This is a genomic window from Clostridium sp. MD294 (assembly GCF_000364165.2).
GTDB lineage: Bacteria > Bacillota > Clostridia > Lachnospirales > Anaerotignaceae > Coprocola.
Genome location: NZ_CP097810.1, coordinates 1,296,133 through 1,320,442 on the forward strand (window position 1 = coordinate 1,296,133; position 24,310 = coordinate 1,320,442).

Consider the following 24,310-nt stretch of genomic DNA (forward strand, 5'->3'; position numbering starts at 1 on the left):
ATTTTGTATTTCTTGTTCTTTTATTTTGTAACTTTTTATTTTTAAATTTTGAGTGTCTATTAAAAAATTTTTTTTCAAAAAATATTATAGACATTCAATTTTTTTGTCATTTTAATATATATTTTTAGCAATATAACAAAAATTTTTAAAGCATTTTTTTGAGTGAAGCAAGTGATTAACAAATAAATAGATATCACAAAAAATTAGTATATAAGTATGGTTTTGTATTGATTACAAGTAGAAAATTGAAATATATTATTGTATGCTTGTTTGTATAATTTATACTTTGGTCAGTGTTAAGTGAATGTTCACTGAACATTTAGCACTATTATAATGAAAAATAAAATAGTTTTAAACTAAAATTATATGGACATATGAAAGAAACATAAAAAAGAAAAATATATAAAACATTATACTAAATAATAAAAAGTATGATGTATAATATAAAAGATTATTATTTCATATAAAAAAAGCTACCAATTTTTTGGTAACTTTTTAGTATATATATTTTTTAATTGTGATTTTTTTTAAGTTTAGCAAATGAGTATCTTTCTAAACTTTAATGTTTTGCTAAATAATTTATTATCATCAAAACATTAATTACTTTTCTCATAGTATTAACAGTAAAATCATGAAACAATATATGTAATTCCTTTCAATGATTGGTCAGGATAATAGAGAGAAACGATATAATAAGAGCCATCAGCTATAGCAACTTTAATATCAACTGTTGTTTTTTTACTATCATCAATATTTATAAAATTGGCCGATACTATATTTATTTTATCTTGCTTTTGTTCTACAATAGATTTTGCTTTATTTATCCAAATTTTATCTTGCAATATCTGTTGTTTATTTTCAGTATTTATAATTTTTGTTTGTTGTAATTGATAATTTTGACTGGAACGACTTATTTCTATATTATCTGTTTGGGATATCCAAACAGCATAATTCCAATTTAATTCATGTGGCATATCTCCTTTTGGGTACAGTCTGATAAACCAACCATCAGGCTGTATATCACTATTTTGATAAAAAGTTGCGTTAATTTGCAATTCTGATGTATCTATATCAAATAAATTTTCAATATTTTGTTTTGCTATATCAATTGCTTTTTGTTGTGTTATATCATTGCTGCTAGTAATAGCGAATGCTGGTATAGACTCTTTATAACGTAATGACAAAGCATAATTTACTTTTAATCTCCACTCAACTAATTGTAATAATTCTTCCTCTGTCAATTCACGTTCTGGATAATGATATATTTTATTATTAAAATCAATATAAAATTCTTGTGTTCCTTCTTCAAGAGGTAATTCCTTTTGTGGTCTTATTCCATAATATATATATTGCTCTCTAAGCAATTTTAGTCTTTGCTGTTCAAAATCTGTCAAATCTCTTGTTGTAATATCAACATTTGTATTGAAATCGTCTACAAATTTGTAAATTACTTTTAATTGATGCTCTGTTAATGTTTTAGCAAAATGCTGGTTAATGGTATGTATTGAGTTATTTTGATATTGTTGTTTGTTTTCATTTGTAGTATTATTTTTTTGATTTGCGTTAATAGTGTAAAAATCAAAAAAATTAGAACACAAAATAACTGCAAACATACAAAATAATGTAATCATAACTCTTTTATATTTTTTTTCGTTTTTAATCACATCAATTCTCCTCCTTAATATATTTTTATTTTTGCAGTTTTCTGAAAAACTAGAAAAAAATAAACTTCTTTTTTTACTGTGTTGAATTTGATTTAAAAGCATATTTCCATATTTTATTTTACTATCTATATCCATATTTTTTGTTACTGTTTCATCACAAGAATATTCACAAGCTTCTTGTATGGTACAGAGTGCGAAATAGGATATAGGATTAAACCAATGTATGATATGAATAAATAATGCAAACCATCTATATAATATATCTTTTCTTTTATAGTGAGTTAGTTCGTGTTTTAGTATCATAGTAAAGTCTTCCATAGTAAAATCTATATCAGGTAGTATTATAATGGGTTTCCATATTCCAACAGAGATAGGAGAAATAGGTAATGTGCTTTTTTTCAATATAACAGTTTTATTTATATTCATTTTGGAACAAACAGTTTTAATACAATGAATATATTGTTGACTTGTCACTTCTGTTGTATTTTTTAATACTCTTTGGAAACGAATATAGTGACATATATAATATGAAAAACAAGCGAAAAAACCTATGATATAAATACAATAAATGATTTGTTTTGCTGAAATTACATGATATATAGAGTATTCACTATTTTGTTTTAATTCTAATAAAGTAGTATTTTCTAAATGTAATGGAATATCATTTAATATTGTTTCATGATTTATATTTTGTTGTTGATATTGTATTGTTTTATGGAAGTATTGAAATATATCAATTTTATAGGGAAAGCAATAACAAAATAATACAAATGTCCAAATATAGTAATACCAAACACCACCATATTTTTTAATAAATATATTTTTTAACATAATAAGACATACTGTAAATAAGCTTCCTAATATTGTCAAATAAAATAAATTTGTCACTTATTTATCCTCCCTTTTGTTGAGCATTTCTCTTAACTCATATAAATCCTCCTGACTAATTTCATTATCTGCATAAAGAGCAGCAAAAAAATTTTTAAAAGAGCCTTGATAAAACTTGTTAATAAGTTTTTTAGAACATAATTTACTATATTCTTTATAAGAAAGTATATAGCTATATAAGTGGTTTCTTCCCTTCCTTTCTGCTTTTAAAAATCCTTTGTCAACAAGTCTAGAGAGCAATGTTAAAACAGTTGTTGTTTTCCATTGATTATTTGGAATTAATTCTATAATTTGTTTGCTTGTTAAAGGATTATTGTTGTTCCAAATAATTTTCATAATTTCCATTTCTGCATCTGATATTTTTGGCATAAATCATTCTCCTTTTATTCTACAATATGTAGTTTTATTTTATTCTACAATATGTAGTTTTAATTGTCAATAAAAAAATGAAATGATTTTCAAATGAATATGAATAATAAAAATACCTACTAAAATAAAAATGTCTGTTGAATAATATTTATATTATAAATAGATAATTTGTGTAAAAATAGAAAAGCCCTTGAAAGCTTTATACTTTCAAGGGACTTATTATGTAAAATCTGCTAATTCTATACCTATTTTTGTTAAAATATTTTTGAAATAATCCATTTTTTGCTTTGTTGGTGTTTGAAAATCTGATGATGGCAGTTCTAAAGCAAGTGCTTGATATTTTGCAAAACCTAATTGATGATAAGGAAGTAATTCTATGCGTGCATGTGGTAAATACTTTTTTACAAATTTTCCACTTTCAAAAATATTTTCTTGATAAGCATTCACTCCTTCAATTACAGGAATACGTATTACAATTTCTGCACCTGTTTCCCCTAATCGTTTCATATTTTTTAGTATTTTTTCATTAGATACACCAGTAAACTTTTTATGCTGTGTAGAATTCATATGTTTTAAATCCATAAAAATTAAATCCATGCGTTTTAATATAGGCAACATTTCATCAAAATCAAAATATCCACTGGTTTCTATATCTAAGCTATAACCTAAGTCATATAATTTTGAAGAAAGTTCATCAAGAAATTGCTTTTGTAGAGTAGCCTCACCACCAGAAAATGTAATTCCTCCACCACTTTTTCTATAAAACAAACTATGTTTTTCTACCTCTTCAATAATTTCCTCTACACTTTTTTGTACTACCATATTTTTACGTGCTTGTTTTGGACAAACAGTAGCACAATAACCGCAGGCTGTGCATTTTTTTCTATTTTCTGGCTGATTAAGTGCTATATTGATGTCTTGAGGGCAAACTCTTTTACATTCGCCACAAACAATACAAAGTTTTTCATAAAATCCTATTTTGTATTGCTGTGTAATACCCTCTGGATTAGAACACCATTTGCAGTGCAAAGGACAGCCTGCAAAAAAAATTGTGGTACGTATACCATCACCATCATTTACAGAAAAAGGTTGAAGCTGCATAAAATATCCTTTCATAAATTGCCTCCTATATATAAAATACAGTAAGAACTGTAAAAATAAGTTCTTACTGTGATTTGTATTAAAAGCTTTCATGTGCATTTCTTGCCATAATAGAGTCTTGCATAGATTTTGAGAGATTGACGAACTGTGTGCTGTATCCAGCTACACGTACAAGCAAATCTTTATAATTTTCAGGATGTGCTTGAGCATCTTTTAGTACTTCATTAGAAATTGTGTTAAATTGCACATGAAATGCACCTAATGCAAAATAAGACTGAAGCATCGCACCAAGATTTGCACGACCACGCTTTGTTGCAACTAAATCATGATTTAAACGTAAATTCAATAATGTGCCTCCACTATGAATATCATGGCTCAATTTTGCAGAAGAACGTAAAGCTGCCAAACAAGTAGAAGTGTCTGTTCCAGTATAAGGAGATACTCCTTCATTAATAGGGTCTTTTGCTTTTCTGCCGTCAGGTGTTGCACCTAATACTTTTCCTGTAGGCAAATAATTTGAAATACCCATAAATGCCGTTACAAAATGATGTCCATAAATATCATTGTAAGATGTAACATCTTTATAAAAATAATCTGCTAATTTTTTGGCAATGCTGTCTACATAATCGTCATCGTTACCATATTTAGGTACAGCTTGTGCTTTGGCACGCAATGTTTCATAGCCTTCCCAGTTGTGATTAAGAGCATCAATAATATCAGACATAGTAGCAATATTGTCTTCAAATACTAATTTTTTGATAACTGCCAAAGAATTAGCTGTAACAGATAGACCAACGCCTGTAAATACAGGACCTATATTATATTTTGCACCACCATCAACTAAATCTTTGCCATTTTTTAAACAATATTCATTGCAGGCAGAAAGAAAAGGTCTAGGAGCTTGTTCTTTATGTATTTTTTGAGCAGTAAGTAAACTAATAACACCATGTTTTACCATAAATGAAAATTGACGTAATACTGCTTGTTCTACTTCTTCATAATTCTGAAATGTTTTAGGGTCTTTTTCAGATAATGCAACTAGTTCTCCGCTCAAACGACTTTTACCTTCATTTAATGCAAATTCAAGTGCAGCAGCAAAACTGATGTTACAGGAAGAAGTCCATTCAAATGTTTTTCTGGAGTGAGGTACAACACAGCCGCAGTTGTTCCAGTCTTTGGCATCTTCAGGAGAATAACCTAAATTGCTCAACATTTGGTAACCAGTGCGGTCACTGTGAATAGCAGGAAAACCGCAGCCAGTAGATACTAATTCTGTAACAGCTTCCATAAATTCAGAGGGACAATCAGGATGAATACGACAGCTTAATGTAGGCTGATGACATTTTGTTTCTTTTGTAGCTTGTATTGCCATGTAAGAAATAGTGTTTGTACCATCTTTTCCGTCTACTGTAGTACCACCTACTGTTAAATTTTCAAAATTAGTATAACCTGCAAAAAAGTCAGCTGTATTTGCTGAAATTGTCCATGCCCATTCACTATATTTTAACCATAAACATTCTACTAATTCTAGTGCTGTATTATAATCAATTTTACCAGCTTCTTCATCTGCTTTGTAATAAGGATACATATATTGGTCAAAACGTCCTGGATTGAGTGCTAAAGGATTTTCAGAAATAATACCACCTAATTGAACAAACCATACAAATTGCAATGCTTCACGAAAAGATGTAGGAGGATTTTCTGGAACTCTTTCGCAAACTTCTGCAATTTCTAATAGTTCTAATTTTCTGATAGTGTCTTTTTCTTCTTGTGCCATTTCTACTGCTTTTTCAGCATAGCGGTTTGCTAAACGAATGATACCATCACAAACTAATATGATAGAATGATAAAATGTAATTTTGTCTTTTTCTTCAGCAATAGCTTCATTCAGTTGTGAAATATGTTCTTGAGCTTCTTTTTTGATGCCAGAAAAGCCTTTTGGAAATAATTGGTCAATATAGTCTGGAGAAATCTCGCCAATTCCATTACGCCATTTGGAGTCAGTGTCTAAAAAACCTGTGTCCACACCAATTTTTTTAGTTTCTTCAGAAGTGCGTGCTAAAAAAGCATCTTCTACAGATTTTCCTTTCCAATAAGGAAAAATGTTTTCGCGTACAAATTTTCTCTGCTCTTCTGTCATTTCATAGGGGTCTTGAGGACGTTGAGGAAAATTGTCCATTTCATCATCTACCCATTTCCAAGCAAATTCAGGTGTTAATATACCACATTTGCGAAATTCGCCGCTTGCTCCAACAATCAATTCTCCTTCAAAAATGTTGACGCAAAGTTCATTACAAGTATCATAAAATGCTTGTGCAGTACGAATAGCCATAGGTAATCCTTCTGTGCGTTGGAATGATTGTGTCCAAATATTTGCTCTTTCATAGGATATAGAAGGTTTTGTGTTGATATAATTTTGACGGATTTTTTCTACTCTAGGAGTAATACTCATATGATTTACCACCTTTCTGTTATTTTCTATAAAATATAACCATATACATTATTGCAGTACAATCACCTATATTTTTATAAATATGATTTTGATTTGCCATATAATGAATACCGTTTTCAGCTTCTACTGTGTATTGTTTTTCACCTACTGTAATGAGAACTGTACCTTGTGAAACAATGATAAGTTCTTCTGTGCCATATTCATGAGGAGAAGAAGAAGAACAACTGTCTTTGTCCATTTCAATTTGAAGTATTTCAAAACGTCTGTTATCGTCATAAGGAAAAAATGGAAACAATCGAAACTGTCCTTCATCACTTAAAAGAGCACGAATGTCTTTTTTATGTATAATTTCTGTTTCCATAGTATCGCCTTCTAATAAAGCGGTAAAAGAAATGTGAAGACCTGTGGCAATTTTCCAAAGTGTTGCCACAGTAGGACTAGATTCTCCTCTTTCAATTTGTCCTAACATACTTTTACTTACACCTGTCATATTAGCAACACTGTCTAAACTCAATTTTTTTTCATTGCGAATTTGTTTTAAATTTGCAGAAATTCTGCTGCTCATAATATCCATTATATTCTCCTTAATATAGTACGTTATAACGTATTTATAATTTTAATATAGCATTTTAATAAGAAGTTGTCAATTATTTTGACCGTTTTTACGTTCAAAAAGTATTGTATTGTGTTTTTAGCAGATGAAAGTAGTTGACAAATATTGTCTGTTGTTGTATAACTATAGTATATTTGTATTATTAAAATAGTATATGTTGGTTCTATACTGTTTTTTATGTGAAAGGAGAGGTTTTTTTGAAAGGATTATTTTTATTATTGAGTACGTTTATGTTATCTAATTCTTTAGATGCTGGAGAAAATACTACAAAAACAATAGGAGATATTACATATAATACTGCTGATATTCAGCTTTCAGAACAGAGTGATGAAGAAGTATATGAGGTATTAAAACAAGTGTATGAAAATACAGGAAGTATTCCAAAAGGTGCTGTGGGAGCAAAAATATATGTTAAAACAAAAGAACAATTACAACAACAAGAAAATGGAATTATAGAAAAAGAAATTTCAGATAATACAGAAAGTCAATCGGCAATACAAAAAAATAATATTGCTACAGAAAAATATACTGTTGCATTACTTGATAATATGACATATAAAATAAATGGCAATGATGTAGAACTTTATTATGATGGTAATTATATAGGAGAAATAAAGTGTTATACCATTTATGATGATGTTAATTTATATGAAGAACTAAAAAATGGAGATTTTGGAAAAGTAGTTGATATTTGTTTCAATACATTAGGATATATTGATGAAAAGCAAAGAGAAATAGAATATATGGCAAGTAGTGGGGTACATTGTGATATTGCTATTTGGATAAGAGAAGGAAAAGAAAAAAAATGGAGTAAAAACCATTATATTTTTATAAATGGAAAAGAACTTTTTGATATTTCTATACTAGAAAATGCTGAAAAAAATATAAATGTGGAAAGTATACTTTCTCATTTTAAAATAAAATAGATATATATTTAAAGTAATGAAAGGAAAGGGAATAATATGGTAAATGCAATTAATAGAACACAACAAAAATATATTACAAAACCTATAATAAAACAAAATACAGATGTGTCAGAAAAGCAATATAATCCACAATATAAATCAGATGTATATGTTGCTTCTGATGTGATTGCAAAAAATAATCAGATGGAACAAACAAAAGAAACAGAAAAAGAGATGTATTATGGACTGAGTGAAAAAGAGTGGGAAGAATTGGCAAGTAAATATGATGTAGAAAATTTAGATAAGGAACAAAGAAAAGAATTACTTACAGAATTAAAAGACAAAGGTGTCATAAATGAGCAGGAATATCGAATAACAAAATTTGTATTTATACCTGTAGAAAAATGTTCTGTAAATCGTATTGTAATAGGAGAAGATAAAAAATGGAATTTCGACCAAAAAAATTGGCTGGAAAAATATGATGCCATTGCAGAATATTGTGATGAATTATTAGATAATTTGCAAGATGTTAATAGAGCACAAGGTATAGAAAATATAAGAGATGTATATTTAAAAATAGCAGATATATTTGATAAAATAGCCGAGCAAAGAAAAATAGTTTCACATTCTGATAATAAGGAGAGAATAAAATGAGAAAAAAGTACTAACTGTTACTTTAATAGTTGTAGCATTAGTATGTTCTATAGTAATTATGCAAAAAAATAAAATGAATGTACAAGAATATGAACTATCTATTGAAGTGACAGTAAAAAAAGGCTATATATTGTCAGGACAGTCTATGTATACTGGAGATAATGTACTTATAGGAGTTTATGTTGAAAAAGCCTTTCTTTCTTCTGGAGCAATTGCCATTTTCCAAAGATACCATCGGTCAGAAAATGTTACTTTTTCAGGAGTAAAAGAAATTTCTATTCATATGAAAAATGGAAAAGTTTATAATTTATGGTATGACTGTGAAGATAAAACAGTTTCTTATAATGAGCAGACAGATGAGGCAGTTACATATATATTGTTTGCTGAAACAATTCCTTTAAAAAAAATAGAAGCGATAGAAATAGAAGGTCAAAAATTTGAAATATGAGTTTGATTATTGTGTGGTATAAAATAAATATAAATTAAAATAGTATTGTATCATATTTCTAAAATTTGTCAGGAGGGAAAATATGAATAGAAAAGCAATGGCGAAAGAAACATTGGAAATTTTAGAACAGGGATACTATGAACGAATAGTTAAAAATGAAGCTAATCAAGAATTAGAAAAACAACAGATTAGTATAAAAGATGATATAAAACAATCTATTGAAAAAAGTAAATTGATTTCTCCTATGGAGGCAGAGAAAATTATCGAAAAATATCATGTATGTAAAAGCTGTAGTAAACCAGAGATAAGAGTGGAAAATATTTCTACAGTAGAGGCTGTGCGTGTACTGACAAAAGAAGGAAAAAAAGATATTGCTGTATTGAACTTTGCAAGTGCGAAAAATCCTGGAGGTGGCTTTTTAAATGGGGCTAAAGCTCAAGAGGAGAGCATAACAGTATCTAGTACACTCTATACTACATTAACATTACATGAACAATATTACAAACAAAATAGAGCCAATAAATCAATGATGTATTTGGATTATGCAATTTATTCTCCAGAAGTAGTATTTTTCCGTGATGAACGATTTCAATTAGCAGAAGTACCTGTAAAAGCTTCTGTGTTAACATTACCAGCAGTCAATATGGGACAAGTGATTTTAAAGGGAGAAAATGTACAACAAGCCAAAAGAGTTATGCGTAGAAGAATGAAGTTAGCATTGAGTATATTTGCAGAACAGAAAGCAAAGCATATAGTGCTTGGTGCTTATGGGTGTGGTGTATTTCGAAATGACCCAAAAGAAGTAGCAGCTTGGTGGAAAGAGCTTCTAGAAGAAGAAATGGGGCAGTATTTTGTTTCTGTATTTCATGCCGTTTTAGACCAATCGAAAGAGCAACGCTGTATAAAGGCATTTTTGGAATGATTGCTATATTATGGTAAAATAACTAGTAAAAGTAAGAAAGAATATATAAGTGTGTTAAAAAGAGTATATGGAATAAATTGGAGTTCATTTTAAAACAATATTTTTACGAAAATAGTTTTGTATTTTAGTGCTATGTAAGTCATAGCACTTTTTTTAATAAAATTTATATCATAAAGCATTAAAAAAAACTGTTTTTTTAAATTAAAAGTTGTGAATGTAGATATAAAAAAGTATTATTTGTACAAAATAGAATATTTTTGTAAAAAAAGGTAATAAAAGAAAATATTTTAGTAAACACAGTATAAATTTGATAGAAAAAACAAAAAAAATATATTGACTAATATACTCATTATAAATTATAATAAATTAAAAACTATCAAGATAGTTCTTGATGTATTAAAGAATAATAAACATAATGTTAAAAATAGGCTTTTTTGGTAGTTCAATCATAATTAATATTTAGAAGGAGATGACATCTATGAAGATATTTGATTCAGAATTAAGAGTGTTAAATGTATTATGGGAAGAACAGGAGATTAGAGCGAGTCAAGTTTGCAAAATATTAGAGGAAAAAATAGGTTGGAATAGAAATACAACTTATACAGTGATTAAAAAATGTATAGAAAAGGGATATATAGAAAGAACAGAACCACACTTTATTTGTAAAATATTACTTTCTAAAGAGGAAGTACAAAAACAAAGTGTATCAAATTTGGTAGAGAAATTTTTTGATGGTTCAAAGTCTGAATTTATGAAAACATTTTTAGAAAAACAAACATTTACACAACAAGAAAAAGATGAATTAAAGAAAATGATAAATGAATGGAATTAAGTAATCAAAAAAACTCCTTATATTTTAAGGAGTTTTTTTATAATAAAATGTTATAAGCGAGTATTGTGATAACGACCATGTTTTTCTGTTTTTTTGGTATATTGTATTGCTTCTTTGGGACAATGATTAAGACAAGCAAGACACATATAACAATGTCCCTTGTCCCAATGAGGCTTTTCTGATTTCATGTGTATCATGCGAGCAGGACAAAGAGTTTCACATTTGCCACAACCAATACAGTCACCAGTGGTATAAAAATGTTTTGTATTAGTGTAAAAGCGATGGAATAAATAATGAAATAATGTGCTTTTTAATAAAGGAAATTTTCCTTTTTCTATACGGAAAAAATTATCTTTTTGTAGTGCTATCATTTTAGCAATTTTATAAATTGTTTTTTCAGCTTTATTTAATTTTTCTGTTTGTTGTTCTTTGCTTAGAACATCAAATAAAACAACGTAGTTATCAGGCATAGCAATAGAAAAACCACTGTTTAAATAAATATTTTTCTTTTTTAATATTTTTTTTAATTCTTCCATAGTATTGCCTATACTTTCACCACAGGTAATAATAGCAAAAGTGTAATAGGGAGCAATAGAAGAAATATCTAAATTTTCAATAAAAGTAATAACAGGTTTAGGAAGTCCCCAAGCATATACAGGAAAAACAAATCCTAAATGTTCTCCTTGTGAAATAATGTAACTGTAATTATTGCTGTGTATAATATCTGTTATGTTACAAATAGGTTCTTGTAAAGAAGCAGAAAGTTGCTGTGCCGTATAGAAAGAATTTCCAGTTCCTGAAAAATAAAATATCATAATACTATCCTTTCTTTGATTATAATGTGTTTATGTATAAAAATATTGTAAATTTGTTATTTTTTATTATACACTTTTTTAAAAAAGAATGATATAGTATTTTAAAAAGTATTGTGATATTGAAAGGAAGAATAATAATGTTAGAAAAAGCAATACTATTTGCGTTAAAAGCACATAGTGGGCAAAAAGACAAAGCAGGAAAAAATTATATATTACATACATTAAGAGTAATGCTCTGCTTTGAAAAAGAACAACAACAAATTGTAGCAGTACTTCATGATGTTCTGGAGGATAGCGAAATGACAGAACAGGATTTAAAAAAAGCTGGTTTTTCTCAGCAAATAATAGAAGCTGTAGTCTGTCTAACGAAAAAAGAAGGAGAATGTTATTTCAATTATATACAAAGAGTAAAACAAAATGATGTAGCACGTGTAGTAAAATTGGCTGATTTAGAGGATAATATGAATTTAAAAAGAATACAAAATGTAACACAAAAGGATATACAAAGAGTAGAAAAATATAAAAAAGCAAAAGAAATGTTGGAAAAGTAAAAGTATTCAGTACATTGTTGTAAATGTACTGAATACTTTTTTATATGTTATAGTGAGGGATTATAACAATGTTTTGTATAATGTAATTTTTAAAGGCTGTGAAAGTAATTCATTTAATTGAGGGCATATTGTTGTAAAATGTTTGCTGGCATTGTGGCTATCTATAGCAGATTGGTCAGCCCAACATTCTATAAAAGCAATTTTTTCTGTATTGTCTAAACATTCATGTAAATGATAAAATATATTTCCTGTTTCTTTTTGAGAAGCTTCTATAAGTGGTTTTGCTAATTCTAAAAAAGCATTTTTGTTTTTTTGAGGAAGTGTACCCTCTGCAATAATGTTAATCATAAAAAATCCTCCGTGTTGTAAATAAGTTCCGAAATTGGTTTTCTGGTTTGGTTGTGCCTTTGTGGAGAAAGTGCAGTGTTTTCTTCTGCATAGCCTATAGCAAGCATAGTAACTACATCTAAATCTTGAGGAATTGAAAATGCTTTTTTGACATCTTCAGGTGAAAAATTTCCTATCCATACACTGCCTAAACCGAGAGAAGTTGCTTCTAACATCATATGGTCTGTTACAATAGCACAGTCAATATCAGCAAAATATTTTTTGTCATAATGTCTTTTCCAAGAGCAAGAAGTATCTGCTAAAACAATCATGACAACAGGTGCATTGTAAAAGTTAGCAAAGGGAGCAAGTTTTGATAGTTGTCCAGAGTCATCTAACATCAGAAGTTTTTGAGGCTGTAAATTTGCAGCAGTAGGTGCCACATGAGCAGCATTTATAATAGCTTCTATTTTTTGTTTTTCTACTGGTTTAGACTGAAATTGTCTTGTGCTGTATCTTTTTTTAGCAAGTTCTAAAAAATCCATATTAAAATCTCCTTTCTGTATGTTGCAAATAAAATTTTATTTGTGATATAATTGTATCAGTTATTTTATAAAACACAAGTACGCACTTTAAAGTGCAATAGTATACAAAAAGATACTATAAAGGAGGATAGTATGAAACAATGTAAACAAGGCTATCATTGCCCTATGGAAGTTACGCTAGAATTGATTGGGGGAAAGTGGAAGGCATTGCTTTTGTGGCATTTAATGGGAGGAACACTTCGCTTTCATGAATTAAGGGCATTAGTGCCTCAAGTAACACCTAAAATGCTTACACAACAGCTTAGAGATTTAGAAAAAGATGGTCTGATAGAAAGAAAAGTATATCCAGTAGTACCACCAAAAGTAGAATATTCTCTTACAGAGTTTGGAAAAAGTTTGATACCAATATTAGATGTTATGTGTAATTGGGGTAATGAGTATATAGAAAAAAATAATATTGTAATAAAGTGCCAAAAAGAGGCATTATAAATTTGTTTAAAAAAAGAATACAATTTATAAAAGAAATCAATAAAAGTTGCTTGTATATATTGTATAAATTTTGCAAAAAATAAAATATAAAAATTTAAAATATTGTCATAAAAAATTATAGTATAATTTTAAATTATAAAAAAATGGCAGTTTTTGGGGAATTATTTCAAATTTGAATTATTTTGAGCTTTTTTATGATACAATGTTACAGAAAAAAAATAAAAAGTGTGTAAAGGTCGGTGAATATATGGAATTAGAAAAACAACAATATAATATAGAAAAAAGACCTTTTACTCATTTACACGTTCATACAGAATATAGTCTTTTAGACGGCTCTGCAAAAATAAAGGAATTAGTGGAAAGAACAAAAGAATTAGGCATGAATAGCATTGCTATAACAGATCATGGTGCAATGTATGGAGCTGTTGAATTTTATAAAGCTGCAAAAGAAAAAGGAATAAAACCAATTATAGGCTGTGAAGTTTATGTTGCAAATGGCTCTCGACTGGAAAAAGAAAATAAAAATGGTTATCAATATACGCATTTAGTACTTTTGGCAGAAAATAATGAAGGCTATCAAAACTTAATTAAATTGGTGTCATATGGCTTTATTGATGGATTTTATTATAAGCCAAGAGTAGATAAACAATTATTGAAAAAATATCATAAAGGAATTATTGCTTCCAGTGCTTGCCTTGCAGGTGCAGTAGCAAGAGATATATTAACAGTTTCGTATGAAAAAGCAAAACAAACAGCTTTAGAATATGAACAAATATTTGGAAAAGGGAATTATTTTTTAGAATTGCAAGACCATGGCATGAGAGAACAAAAAATAGTGAATGAAGCATTGAGAAAAATACATAATGAAACAGGTATTCCTATGATTTGCTCAAATGACAGCCATTATATTTATAAAGAGGATAATGTATCACATGATATATTATTATGTATACAAACAGGAAAAACAGTCAATGATGAAAATAGAATGAGATATGAAGGTGGTCAGTTTTATGTAAAAAGCGTAGAAGAAATGTATTCACTTTTTACAGAAGATGTAGAAGCACTGGAAAATACACAAGCTATAGCAGATAGGTGTAATGTAGAATTTGTATTTCATGATTTAAAATTACCTCGTTTTGATGTTCCAGAAGGAAAAACAGCAAAGCAGTATTTGAGAGAATTGTGTTATACAGGTTTTGCTCAAAAATATCCTAACGCATCAGAGCAGTTAAAAAAAAGATTAGATTATGAATTAAATACCATTGAAACAATGGGATATGTAGATTATTTTTTGATTGTTTGGGATTTTATTAAATTTTCAAAAGATAATGGTATTATTGTAGGGCCAGGTAGAGGCTCAGCAGCAGGAAGTATTGTATCTTATTGTCTGTCCATTACAACAATAGACCCTATCGCATACGATTTAATATTTGAAAGATTTTTAAATCCAGAAAGAATTAGTATGCCAGATATAGATGTTGATTTTTGTTATGAAAGAAGACAAGAAGTGATTGACTATGTAATTCAAAAATATGGAGAAGACCACGTTGCACAAATTATTACATTTGGAACAATGGCAGCAAGAGCAGCAATAAAAGATGTAGGACGTGCTTTGGCAATGCCTTATGCAGATGTAGATAGAGTTTCAAAAATGATACCTACAGAATTGGGTATAACAATAGAAAAGGCATTGAAAACGAATTTAGAATTAAAACGAGCATATGATACAGAAGAAAGTACACGTTATTTAATAGATATGTCAATGAGATTGGAAGGATTACCAAGACACGCATCTACTCATGCCGCAGGGGTGGTAATATGTAGAGATGCTGTAATGGAATATGTGCCTTTAAATTCTAATGATGGAGCAATTACCACACAGTATACTATGAATACATTGGAAGAATTAGGCATACTAAAAATGGACTTTTTAGGATTAAGAACATTGACAGTAATACAAAATGCAGTAAAAGAAATTGAAAGAATACATGATATTAAAATAGATATTGACCATATTGACCAAAAAGAACCAGAAGTATATCAACTGATAGCACAAGGAAAAACAGAAGGAATATTTCAGTTAGAAAGCGGCGGTATGAAACAATTTTTAAGAGAATTACAACCAAGTAATTTAGAAGATTTGATTGCAGGCATTTCTCTTTATCGCCCTGGCCCTATGGATTTTATACCTAAATATATCAAAGGAAAAAGGGAAAAAGATAATATACAATATACACATATTTCACTAGAGCCAATATTAAAAACAACATATGGCTGTATTGTGTATCAAGAGCAAGTTATGCAAATAGTGCGTGATTTGGCTGGATATAGCTTAGGGCGAAGCGATTTAGTACGTAGAGCAATGAGCAAGAAAAAAGCAGATGTTATGGCACAGGAAAGAAAAAACTTTATATATGGTATAGGGGAAGAAGTAGCAGGCTGTATTAAAAATGGCATTGATGAAGATACTGCAGCAAAAATATTTGATGAAATGACAGACTTTGCAAAATATGCTTTTAATAAAAGTCATGCCGTTTGTTATGCTGTAGTAGGCTACCAGACAGCATGGCTGAAAACGCATTACCCTGTAGAATTTATGGCAGCATTAATGACTAGTGTTATGGATAATTCCGATAAATTGTCTGGATATATAGATGAATGTAAAAAAATGAATATTGCATTATTACCTCCAGATATTAATGAAGGATTTGGACATTTTTCAGTATCTGATGGTAAAATACGATTTAGTTTGTCGGCAATAAAGAATGTAGGAAAAAATACTATAAAGGCATTGGTATCAGAAAGAGAAAAAAATGGAGCATATACTTCTCTTACAGATTTTTGTAATCGTATGGAAACGGGAGAACTTAACAGAAGAAGTTTAGAAAGTCTTGTAAAAGCAGGTGCTTTTGACTCTTTGGGAGGATTTCGTTCTCAGTATATGACAATATATAAAAGTATATTAGATGGTATTGGACAATCTCGTAAAAATAATTTAGAAGGACAAATGTCTTTATTTGATATGGAAGAACAAAAACAAACATATGTTATAGAAGAATTGCCTATCAAAGAAGAATATCCTATAAAAGAAAAACTTGCATTAGAAAAAGAAGTTCTGGGAATTTATGTAAGTGGCCACCCTCTGGCAGAATATGAAGCAGTATTAAAACAAAAAATAAATTGTGTTAGTAAAAATTTTTTACCAGATGAAGAACAAAATACAAAAATATTTGATGGGCAAAGAGTAATAATAGGTGGTATGATAATACATAAAAGTGTAAAACATACAAGAACAGGCACTAAAATGGCGTTTTTGACATTGGAGGATTTAAGCGGTACAATAGAAGTAGTTGTGTTTTCAAATGTGTATGAAAAAGTATCTCATAAAATACAAGAAGATGCTGTTGTGATAGTAAAAGGTAGAGCAAGTATTTCAGCAGAAGGAGAAACAAAATTAATTGCTTCACAAATAGATTTTTTGAATACAGAAGGAGAGCAATATTCTGTGTTAGGTTTGGTGCTTGAAAAGGAAAGTAAAATAAATTTACAAGATATTATAAAAGTACTTTTAAAATATCATGGTAGTATGCCTGTATATATTGACAATAGAAAAACAGGACAAATGTTGAAGGCAGATAGTCGTTATTGGTTTGAACAAAGTGCTTTAGCAATACAGGAATTGGAGCTACTTTTAGGTAATGGTAATGTAATTATAAAAAATAAAAATATATAGCATAATCAATAAAAAAGAAACAAATTTATTATTTACAATGTAGGTTATAACGTTTACAATATTAACAAAAGTATAAATTGATAAAAATGGTAAATTGCAGTGAAAGTCTTAAAAATGTTTTATTTTTAGGGATTTGGGGAATAGAAATAAAAAGTAAATAGATTGCTTTACCATTTTTGTTCCGCACTGCTTATAGTTATAAATCAAAAAGAGAAATGATGAAGATTGGGAGGAATGGAAGCATGGAACATAATCTGAAAAAAATCGGTGTCTTAACAAGTGGAGGAGATGCTCCAGGTATGAATGCAGCGATAAGAGCTGTTGTTAGAACAGGTATTAATAATGGTATTGAAGTAGTAGGTATTCGTAAAGGATATGATGGTTTGCTCAATGCTGACATTAAGACATTGGAGGGAAAAAATGTTTCTGACATTATCAATAGAGGCGGTACAATATTGCATACAGCACGCTGCCTAGAAATGTTAACAGAAGAAGGACAAGAAAAAGCAGCCAAAATTTATAAAGTTTTAGGATTAGATGGTTTAATTGTAATTGGTGGAGATGGTTCTTTTAGAGGATGTCAAGCATTAGCAAAACATGGTGTAAATTGTATTGGTGTTCCTGCAACAATTGATTTAGATATGAATTGTACAGAATATACTATAGGATTTGATACTGCTGTAAATACAGGAGCAGATGCAATTAATAAATTAAGAGATACATCAAGTTCTCATGAAAGATGTTCTGTGGTAGAAGTAATGGGTAGAGATGCTGGTTATATTGCTTTATGGTGTGCTATGGCAGGTGGAGCAGAGGAAGTATTACTTCCAGAAGAAAAAGATATGATTAGTCCAGAAACAGTAATTAAACAAATTTTAGAGAACAGAAGTTTAGGAAAACGCCACAATTTAATTGTAGTAGCAGAAGGCGTTGGAGGTTCTCAAAAATTAGCAAAAGAAATTCAAGAAATAACAGGAATACAAACGAGAGCTACAATATTGGGACATTTGCAAAGAGGAGGTAATCCAACAGCACTTGACCGTATGCACGCATCTATAATGGGATATAAAGCAGTACAAGCACTTATGGCAGGAGAAAGAACAAGAGTAGTAGTATATAATCAAGGAAAATATGGAACAATGGATATAGAAGAAGCATTAACTATGGAAAAGAGATATGACGCTGAACTTTATGATATTGTAAAAACATTGGCAATTTCAAAATAAAAAAGAAGTAAAAAGTACCGTAAATAAAAGGCAAATACTCTAATAAAGTAGTTTGCCTGTTACGGTTCTTTTTGTGCTATAGTATGAAATAATAATATTAAAGGAGGAATATAGTTTTGAGAAGAACGAAAATTGTTTGTACATTAGGACCAGCAACAGATGATGTAGAAATCATGAAAGATTTAATACGAAGTGGCTTAGACGGTGCACGTATTAATTTTTCACATGGTACATATGAGTCTCATACAGAAATTATAAACAAATTAAAACAGGCAAGAGAAGAGTTAAACGCTCCTATTCCTTTGATATTGGATACAAAAGGGCCAGAAATTCGATTAAAGACATTTGATGCACCAGAGTATCGTTTAGAAAAAAATGAGAAATTCACATTAACAACAGAGGATATTGTGGGAAATAAAGAAAGGGTTGCTGTAACATATCAAGATTTGCCAAATGATTTAGAAGTTGGTTCTAGAGTGCTTATTGATGATGGCTTGATAGAGCTTCGTGTAGATAGTATAAAAGGAAATGATATTAATTGTACTGTTATAAATGGCGGTTTGGTAAGTTCTAATAAAGGTATGAATTTACCTGATGTTTATGTGCATTTGCCTTCTTTAACAGAGAGAGATATAGAAGATATTAAATTTGGTATTGAAATGGGATTTGACTATATTGCTGCATCATTTATACGCTCTGCAAAAGATGTTATCAATATTAGAAAAGTATTGGAAGAAAATGGCGGAAATGATATTCATATTATTGCTAAAATAGAGTCTAGAGAAGGCGTTATCAATATTGATGAAATATTAGAAGTAGCAGATAGTATTATGGTTGCACGTGGTGACTTGGGTGTTGAAATACCATCTGAAGAAGTGCCTCTTGTACAAAAATCATTGATAGAAAAAGCAAATGCTGCAAGTAAACCAGTTATTACAGCAACACAGATGTTAGAAAGTATGATAGCTAATCCAAGACCAACAAGAGCAGAAGCAAATGACGTAGCAAATACTATATTTGATGGTTCTGATGCTATTATGCTTTCAGGAGAAACTGCAAAAGGAGATTATCCTGTAGAAGCAGTTGCGATGATGGCAAAAATTGCAGAAAAAACAGAACATAGTATTAACTATTCTCATAATTTAACAAGAACATTTGGTACTGCTAAAAATATTACAAATGCAATTAGTTATGCAGCATGTACAACCGCAGCAGAATTAAAAACAGCTTGTATTTGTACTGTAACAACATCTGGATTTACAGCAAGAATGATAGCAAAACATAGACCAACCTGCCCTATTGTAGGCTGTACTATGGACGAAAGAGCATGGCGTCAAATGAATTTAGTTTGGGGTTGTAAATCATTATATCATGAAAGACCAAAAGATAATGAAATATTTGATGTTGCTATAGAAGCAGCAGTAAAAAGTGGATTAGCTAAAAATGGAGATACTATTGTAATTGCAGTAGGCGTGCCACTTGGTGTAACAGGTTCTACAAATACATTAAGAGTAGATGTTATAGGCGATGTATTAGCAAAGGGAGTAGGATTTGGTAAAGAAAGAGTTTCTGGAACAGCAAGAGTAATAAAAGTACTCAATGAAGCAGAAATTCATTTCAGAAAAGGAGATATATTAGTTACTACAACAACAGATAGTGATTGGCTTCCATATATTAAAAAGGCATCTGCTGTAATTGTTGGCCCAATAGACCCAGACCATATTGGTAGTTGCCATGCAGAACACGTATGTAGAGCACTAAATATTCCTATGATTGCCTGCAATATGAAAGTAATTGACTTTATGCCAAATGATGGCTTGATTACAGTAGACCCAAAAAGAGGTTATATTTATACAGGTATTCCAGAACAAGAATAAAAAAAATCCTCTGTCTGTTTTTCAGATAGAGGATTTTTTAATTAATTATAAAATAGTTGTTGTGCTGTAAATACAGCATTTAATACTTTAGCAAAACCAGTATAAGGAATACACTGTATAAAAATTTCTATTATTTTTTGAGGAGAAATACCTATATGAAGTGCAGCTTGTATGTGTACTTTTAGTTGTGCTTCACAGCTACCAGCAGTTAGTAAACTAGAAAGTGTAATGATTTCTCTTTCTGCTAAAGAAAGTTGTTTGCGAGTATATATGTCACCAAAAGCAAATTCTATAATATATTTTGCTAAATCTGGTGCAATGTTTTCTAAACAAGCAATTACATCTTCACCTGCTTTTCCGTCTATCATTTTTAATTGCTGTAATCCTTTTTCATAGCGTGTCATATATAAAAAACCTCCTTATATAATAGTTATATTGTTTTACAATGATAGTGTACAAGCTAGAGTATACTAGAGGTCAATAGAAAAAATAAAAAAAGGAGATAATTTTATGACAATAGGAGAATTTTCAAAAAAAACAGGCATGAGTGTTTATACATTGAGATATTATGAAGATAAAAAATTGATTATTGTAGCAAGAGATGAAAAAGGAAGGAGGATTTATACAGAAAAAGAAATAGAATGGGTACAATTTATAAAAAGACTGAAAGATACAGGAATGAAATTACAAGAGATACAAAAATATGCCTCTCTCCGCTATGAAGGAGAAAAAACAATGCCACAAAGATTAAAATTACTCAAAAGGCATTATGATACTGTAGTAGAGCAGCAAAAAAAATGGGAAATGTATTTACAAAATTTAGGACAAAAAATATTGTGGTATGAAAAAGAAATTAAAAAGGGTGAAAAGAAATATTGAGGGCAATGCCCTCAATATTTATAAAAAAGAACTTTTTATTTCTATTCAATGCTATCAATAGGTTCAATAACTATATCATTTAGATTTAATGCTCCTTCTGGATATTCCCAGATTGACCCATGAAATGAGAATTTTTTTTCACAATTTGGACAAATATATTCGTCACATTCAATAGTATATTCTATTTCAGTTCCCATTTCTCTGTCGTAGTAAGAAGTATCAATGACATAATCCTCACAGTGTTCTGAAATAAATTCACTACAGTAAGGACATTTATCTTTAAAATATAAATTAATCATAATCAACTCCCCCTTAAATATATTTATAATTTTTCAACTTCTTCTAACCATATAGTATTAAAAGCGTCAGAAGGCATTCTCCAGTCGCCTCGAGGAGAAAGAGATATTGTACCTACTTTTGGCCCGTCTGGTAAACAAGAGCGTTTAAACTGCTGCGTAAAGAAACGATGATAAAAGTTTTTGAGCCATTTTAATAATGTTGCTTTTTCATATTCTCCGTTAAATGCCTGTTCTGCTAAAAATAATATTTTAGCAGGAGAGAACCCAAAACGTACTACATAATAAAGGAAAAAGTCGTGTAATTCATAAGGGCCAACAATTTCCTCTGTTTTTTGATTGATATTACCAGCTTCATCTGGAGGTAATAATTCAGGACTGACAGGAGTATCTAAAACATCAAATAGTATTTCATTTGCTTTTTGAGAAAGAGAACCATATTCTGCTATCCAGCGAACAAGTACACGAATGAGTGTTTTAGGGACACCAGCATTTACGCCATACATAGACATATGGTCACCGTTGTAAGTTGCCCAGCCAAGTGCCAATTCAGAAAGGTCGCCTGTACCTACAACAAAACCGCTTTCTTTGTTTGCAATGTCCATTAAAATTTGAGTACGCTCTCTTGCCTGGGTGTTTTCGTATGTGACATCATGTATAGAAATATCATGTCCAATGTCTTCAAAATGTTGTAGTGCTGCTTTTTGTATAGAAATTTCACGTATTTGTGTACCTAATGCAGCCATGAGAGCAAGTGCATTTTGGTAAGTTCTGTCTGTTGTACCAAAACCGGGCATAGTAATACCAATAATGTGATTTCTGGAAATGCCTAAATAGTCGCAGGCTTTTGCACAGACTAAAAGTGCAAGAGTAGAGTCTAATCCTCCAGAAATACCCACTACAACCGTTTTCGCATGAGTATGCTCTATTCTTCTAGCAAGTCCTACCACTTGTATGTTAAATATGTCACGACATCTTTTATCTAAAAATTCATTATTTTCTGGTATAAAAGGCTGTGGTTTTATAATACGTTCTAATTTATTAATATTTTGTGGTTTCATAGAAAAAGTAATTTCTCTAAAAGAAGGCATTTCACATTGTGTATCCATAAATGTAACATTTTTTCTTCTGTCATTTGCTAAAAGTTCTAAATCAATGTCTGCATAAATTAACTGTGTTTCTCTTATAAAACGTTGAGATTGCTTTAAAAGTGTACCATTTTCGTATATTAGGCCATGACCACTAAATACCATATCTTGCGTAGATTCTCCTATACCAGAAGAAGAATATACATAAGAGGCAATACAACGAGAGGATTGCTGAGAAATCAATTGTTTTCTGTAATCGTATTTTGTAGCTAATTCATTGCTTGCAGAAGGATTTAATAATATTGTAGCACCATAAAGTGATTGATAAGAACTAGGAGGAATAGCACTCCATAAATCTTCACAAATTTCAATACCAATTTTACAATAAGGAATTTGCTCTGCTGAGAATATTAAATCTGTTCCAACAGGTACTTTTTGATCAAAAAGTAATATTTCTTTTGATAGAAGCTGTTTCGCAGGAGAAAACCAACGCTTTTCATAAAATTCTCCGTAATTTGGTAGACAACTTTTGGGTACAACACCTAATATTGTACCTTTGTAAATAGCTACAGCACAGTTAAATAACTGGTTGTCTATAGAAAGAGGTAAACCTACTACTGCAAAAATATCAATGTTTTGTGAAGCCTTTACAATGTCATAAAGGCTACTTTTGGCAGAATGTAATAAAGAAGACTGAAAAAATAAATCTCCACAGGTGTATGTGGTAATAGATAATTCTGGAAAAACAAGTACTTGTATTTGTTTTTCGCAAGCCTGCTGTAGTATATTTATTATTTTCTCTTTATTATAAATACAGTCTGCTAATTTGCATTCTGGTATTGCGGAACCAACTCTTATAAAACCATACATAAATAATCATCACTCCTTTTGTATATTTAAAATTTGCGAAATAGTCCTACTACTTTTCCTAATATTTTGACATCTGTTACAAAAATAGGTGCCATAGAAGAATTTTCAGGTTGAAGTCGTATTTTTGACTTTCCTTTGTAATAAGTTTTTACAGTAGCCAGTTCACCTAATAATGCTACGACAATGTCACCATTTTCAGCATAAGACTGCTGACGAACTAATATTAAATCTCTATGAAAAATACCAGCCTCAATCATGCTTTCTCCTTTTACTCTTAACATAAATAAATCGTCATTGTCATTAAAAAAGCTTGTAGGTAAAGGGAATGTGTCTTCTATATTTTCTACTGCTAATATAGGTGTACCTGCAGTAATTGTGCCTACAATAGGAATTTCAATGTTTTCTTTTTGCTCTTGGCTATCTAAAATTTCTATAGCTCTTGGTTTAGATGGGTCACGGCGAATATAGCCTTGCTGTTCTAATTTAGAAAGATGAAAATGTACTGTAGAAGTAGATTTTATGCCAAGTGCGATACTGATTTCACGAACAGAAGGAGGATAGCCCTTTTTTTGTACTTCTGATTTTAAATATTGTAGTATTTGTTTTTGCTTTTGTTTTTGTTTTAATGCTGTTTCACGTATAAAAATCACCTCATTTGTAGATACATAAAATTAGTATGCTATAACATAGTAACTATAACATAAATTGTATTTAAAATCAAATATATGTTCGCTAAGTTTGTATAGTATATTGCCATAAAAGTGCA

General features: G+C 29.8%; 23 protein-coding genes. 11 read left to right on the forward strand and 12 right to left on the reverse strand.

Annotated features, from left to right (window positions below; all coding sequences use genetic code 11):
• Nucleotides 1-629: 629 nt before the first annotated feature.
• The 5 genes from C820_RS06360 to C820_RS06380 form a co-directional block, all read right to left on the reverse strand.
• Nucleotides 630-2,552 (reverse strand): M56 family metallopeptidase, encoded by a 1,923-nt coding sequence (locus C820_RS06360; protein WP_004039022.1) that lies wholly within the window; start codon nucleotides 2,550-2,552, stop codon nucleotides 630-632.
• Nucleotides 2,553-2,921, reverse strand: a complete 369-nt coding sequence (locus C820_RS06365; RefSeq protein ID WP_004039021.1) for a BlaI/MecI/CopY family transcriptional regulator — start codon at nucleotides 2,919-2,921, stop codon at nucleotides 2,553-2,555. It lies immediately after the preceding gene.
• Between the two features lie 219 nt (nucleotides 2,922-3,140).
• Complete coding sequence (locus C820_RS06370; protein WP_004039020.1) at nucleotides 3,141-4,037, reverse strand: glycyl-radical enzyme activating protein; 897 nt, start codon at nucleotides 4,035-4,037, stop codon at nucleotides 3,141-3,143.
• A 64-nt stretch (nucleotides 4,038-4,101) separates the two neighbouring features.
• Complete coding sequence (locus C820_RS06375) at nucleotides 4,102-6,474, reverse strand: glycyl radical protein (protein ID WP_004039019.1); 2,373 nt, start codon at nucleotides 6,472-6,474, stop codon at nucleotides 4,102-4,104.
• 19 nt (nucleotides 6,475-6,493) lie between these two features.
• Nucleotides 6,494-7,048, reverse strand: coding sequence for a helix-turn-helix domain-containing protein (locus tag C820_RS06380; protein ID WP_004039018.1), 555 nt, complete (start codon nucleotides 7,046-7,048; stop codon nucleotides 6,494-6,496).
• A 236-nt stretch (nucleotides 7,049-7,284) separates the two neighbouring features.
• On the opposite strand from C820_RS06380, the gene C820_RS06385 reads away from it, so the two are divergent.
• The 5 genes from C820_RS06385 to C820_RS06405 all read left to right on the forward strand — a co-directional run bounded on the left by C820_RS06385 (nucleotide 7,285) and on the right by C820_RS06405 (nucleotide 10,848).
• A complete protein-coding gene (locus C820_RS06385) occupies nucleotides 7,285-8,013 on the forward strand; it encodes a hypothetical protein (protein WP_004039017.1) in 729 nt (242 codons plus the stop codon).
• A 36-nt stretch (nucleotides 8,014-8,049) separates the two neighbouring features.
• Complete coding sequence (locus C820_RS06390; RefSeq protein ID WP_004039016.1) at nucleotides 8,050-8,646, forward strand: hypothetical protein; 597 nt, start codon at nucleotides 8,050-8,052, stop codon at nucleotides 8,644-8,646.
• 58 nt (nucleotides 8,647-8,704) lie between these two features.
• Nucleotides 8,705-9,094: a hypothetical protein gene (locus C820_RS06395; RefSeq protein WP_004039015.1), complete on the forward strand. Its 390-nt coding sequence runs from the start codon at nucleotides 8,705-8,707 to the stop codon at nucleotides 9,092-9,094.
• A gap of 82 nt (nucleotides 9,095-9,176) precedes the next feature.
• Nucleotides 9,177-10,016, forward strand: a complete 840-nt coding sequence (locus C820_RS06400; protein ID WP_004039014.1) for a TIGR02452 family protein — start codon at nucleotides 9,177-9,179, stop codon at nucleotides 10,014-10,016.
• Between the two features lie 478 nt (nucleotides 10,017-10,494).
• Nucleotides 10,495-10,848 (forward strand): BlaI/MecI/CopY family transcriptional regulator, encoded by a 354-nt coding sequence (locus C820_RS06405; RefSeq protein WP_004039013.1) that lies wholly within the window; start codon nucleotides 10,495-10,497, stop codon nucleotides 10,846-10,848.
• A gap of 50 nt (nucleotides 10,849-10,898) precedes the next feature.
• Here C820_RS06405 and C820_RS06410 read toward each other — a convergent pair whose 3' ends face one another.
• The gene (locus tag C820_RS06410) at nucleotides 10,899-11,663 is read right to left on the reverse strand and encodes an EFR1 family ferrodoxin (protein ID WP_004039011.1); all 765 of its coding nucleotides are present in this window, start codon (nucleotides 11,661-11,663) and stop codon (nucleotides 10,899-10,901) included.
• Between the two features lie 137 nt (nucleotides 11,664-11,800).
• On the opposite strand from C820_RS06410, the gene C820_RS06415 reads away from it, so the two are divergent.
• Nucleotides 11,801-12,214 carry a hypothetical protein gene (locus C820_RS06415; RefSeq protein ID WP_004039010.1) on the forward strand — a complete coding sequence of 138 codons (414 nt, stop codon included), beginning with the start codon at nucleotides 11,801-11,803 and terminating at the stop codon, nucleotides 12,212-12,214.
• Between the two features lie 60 nt (nucleotides 12,215-12,274).
• On the opposite strand, the gene C820_RS06420 is transcribed toward C820_RS06415, so the two are convergent.
• The gene (locus C820_RS06420; protein WP_004039009.1) at nucleotides 12,275-12,562 is read right to left on the reverse strand and encodes a putative quinol monooxygenase; all 288 of its coding nucleotides are present in this window, start codon (nucleotides 12,560-12,562) and stop codon (nucleotides 12,275-12,277) included.
• Nucleotides 12,559-13,086 carry a nitroreductase family protein gene (locus tag C820_RS06425; protein ID WP_004039008.1) on the reverse strand — a complete coding sequence of 176 codons (528 nt, stop codon included), beginning with the start codon at nucleotides 13,084-13,086 and terminating at the stop codon, nucleotides 12,559-12,561. The genes C820_RS06420 and C820_RS06425 overlap by 4 nt, the downstream gene beginning before the upstream one ends.
• Before the next feature lie 132 nt (nucleotides 13,087-13,218).
• Between C820_RS06425 and C820_RS06430 the strand changes: the two genes are divergently transcribed.
• The 4 genes from C820_RS06430 to pyk all read left to right on the forward strand — a co-directional run bounded on the left by C820_RS06430 (nucleotide 13,219) and on the right by pyk (nucleotide 20,411).
• Nucleotides 13,219-13,575: a winged helix-turn-helix transcriptional regulator gene (locus C820_RS06430; RefSeq protein ID WP_004039007.1), complete on the forward strand. Its 357-nt coding sequence runs from the start codon at nucleotides 13,219-13,221 to the stop codon at nucleotides 13,573-13,575.
• Between the two features lie 247 nt (nucleotides 13,576-13,822).
• The gene (locus C820_RS06435) at nucleotides 13,823-17,308 is read left to right on the forward strand and encodes a DNA polymerase III subunit alpha (protein ID WP_083863997.1); all 3,486 of its coding nucleotides are present in this window, start codon (nucleotides 13,823-13,825) and stop codon (nucleotides 17,306-17,308) included.
• Nucleotides 17,309-17,562: 254 nt separating this feature from the next.
• Nucleotides 17,563-18,534, forward strand: coding sequence for a 6-phosphofructokinase (pfkA, locus tag C820_RS06440; RefSeq protein WP_353477521.1), 972 nt, complete (start codon nucleotides 17,563-17,565; stop codon nucleotides 18,532-18,534).
• A 116-nt stretch (nucleotides 18,535-18,650) separates the two neighbouring features.
• Nucleotides 18,651-20,411: a pyruvate kinase gene (pyk, locus tag C820_RS06445; protein ID WP_162213094.1), complete on the forward strand. Its 1,761-nt coding sequence runs from the start codon at nucleotides 18,651-18,653 to the stop codon at nucleotides 20,409-20,411.
• Nucleotides 20,412-20,452: 41 nt separating this feature from the next.
• On the opposite strand, the gene C820_RS06450 is transcribed toward pyk, so the two are convergent.
• Nucleotides 20,453-20,815, reverse strand: a complete 363-nt coding sequence (locus tag C820_RS06450; RefSeq protein WP_004038993.1) for a carboxymuconolactone decarboxylase family protein — start codon at nucleotides 20,813-20,815, stop codon at nucleotides 20,453-20,455.
• 106 nt (nucleotides 20,816-20,921) lie between these two features.
• Here C820_RS06450 and C820_RS06455 point away from each other — a divergent pair, with 106 nt between their 5' ends.
• Nucleotides 20,922-21,290, forward strand: a complete 369-nt coding sequence (locus tag C820_RS06455; RefSeq protein WP_004038991.1) for a MerR family transcriptional regulator — start codon at nucleotides 20,922-20,924, stop codon at nucleotides 21,288-21,290.
• 41 nt (nucleotides 21,291-21,331) lie between these two features.
• On the opposite strand, the gene C820_RS06460 is transcribed toward C820_RS06455, so the two are convergent.
• Genes C820_RS06460 through lexA form a run of 3 tightly spaced genes read right to left on the reverse strand, consistent with a single transcriptional unit; the run spans nucleotide 21,332 to nucleotide 24,194 of the window.
• Complete coding sequence (locus C820_RS06460; RefSeq protein ID WP_004038990.1) at nucleotides 21,332-21,589, reverse strand: hypothetical protein; 258 nt, start codon at nucleotides 21,587-21,589, stop codon at nucleotides 21,332-21,334.
• Nucleotides 21,590-21,612: 23 nt separating this feature from the next.
• Nucleotides 21,613-23,544 (reverse strand): NAD(+) synthase, encoded by a 1,932-nt coding sequence (locus C820_RS06465; protein ID WP_004038989.1) that lies wholly within the window; start codon nucleotides 23,542-23,544, stop codon nucleotides 21,613-21,615.
• A gap of 26 nt (nucleotides 23,545-23,570) precedes the next feature.
• Complete coding sequence (gene lexA, locus C820_RS06470; protein WP_004038982.1) at nucleotides 23,571-24,194, reverse strand: transcriptional repressor LexA; 624 nt, start codon at nucleotides 24,192-24,194, stop codon at nucleotides 23,571-23,573.
• Nucleotides 24,195-24,310 lie beyond the last annotated feature (116 nt).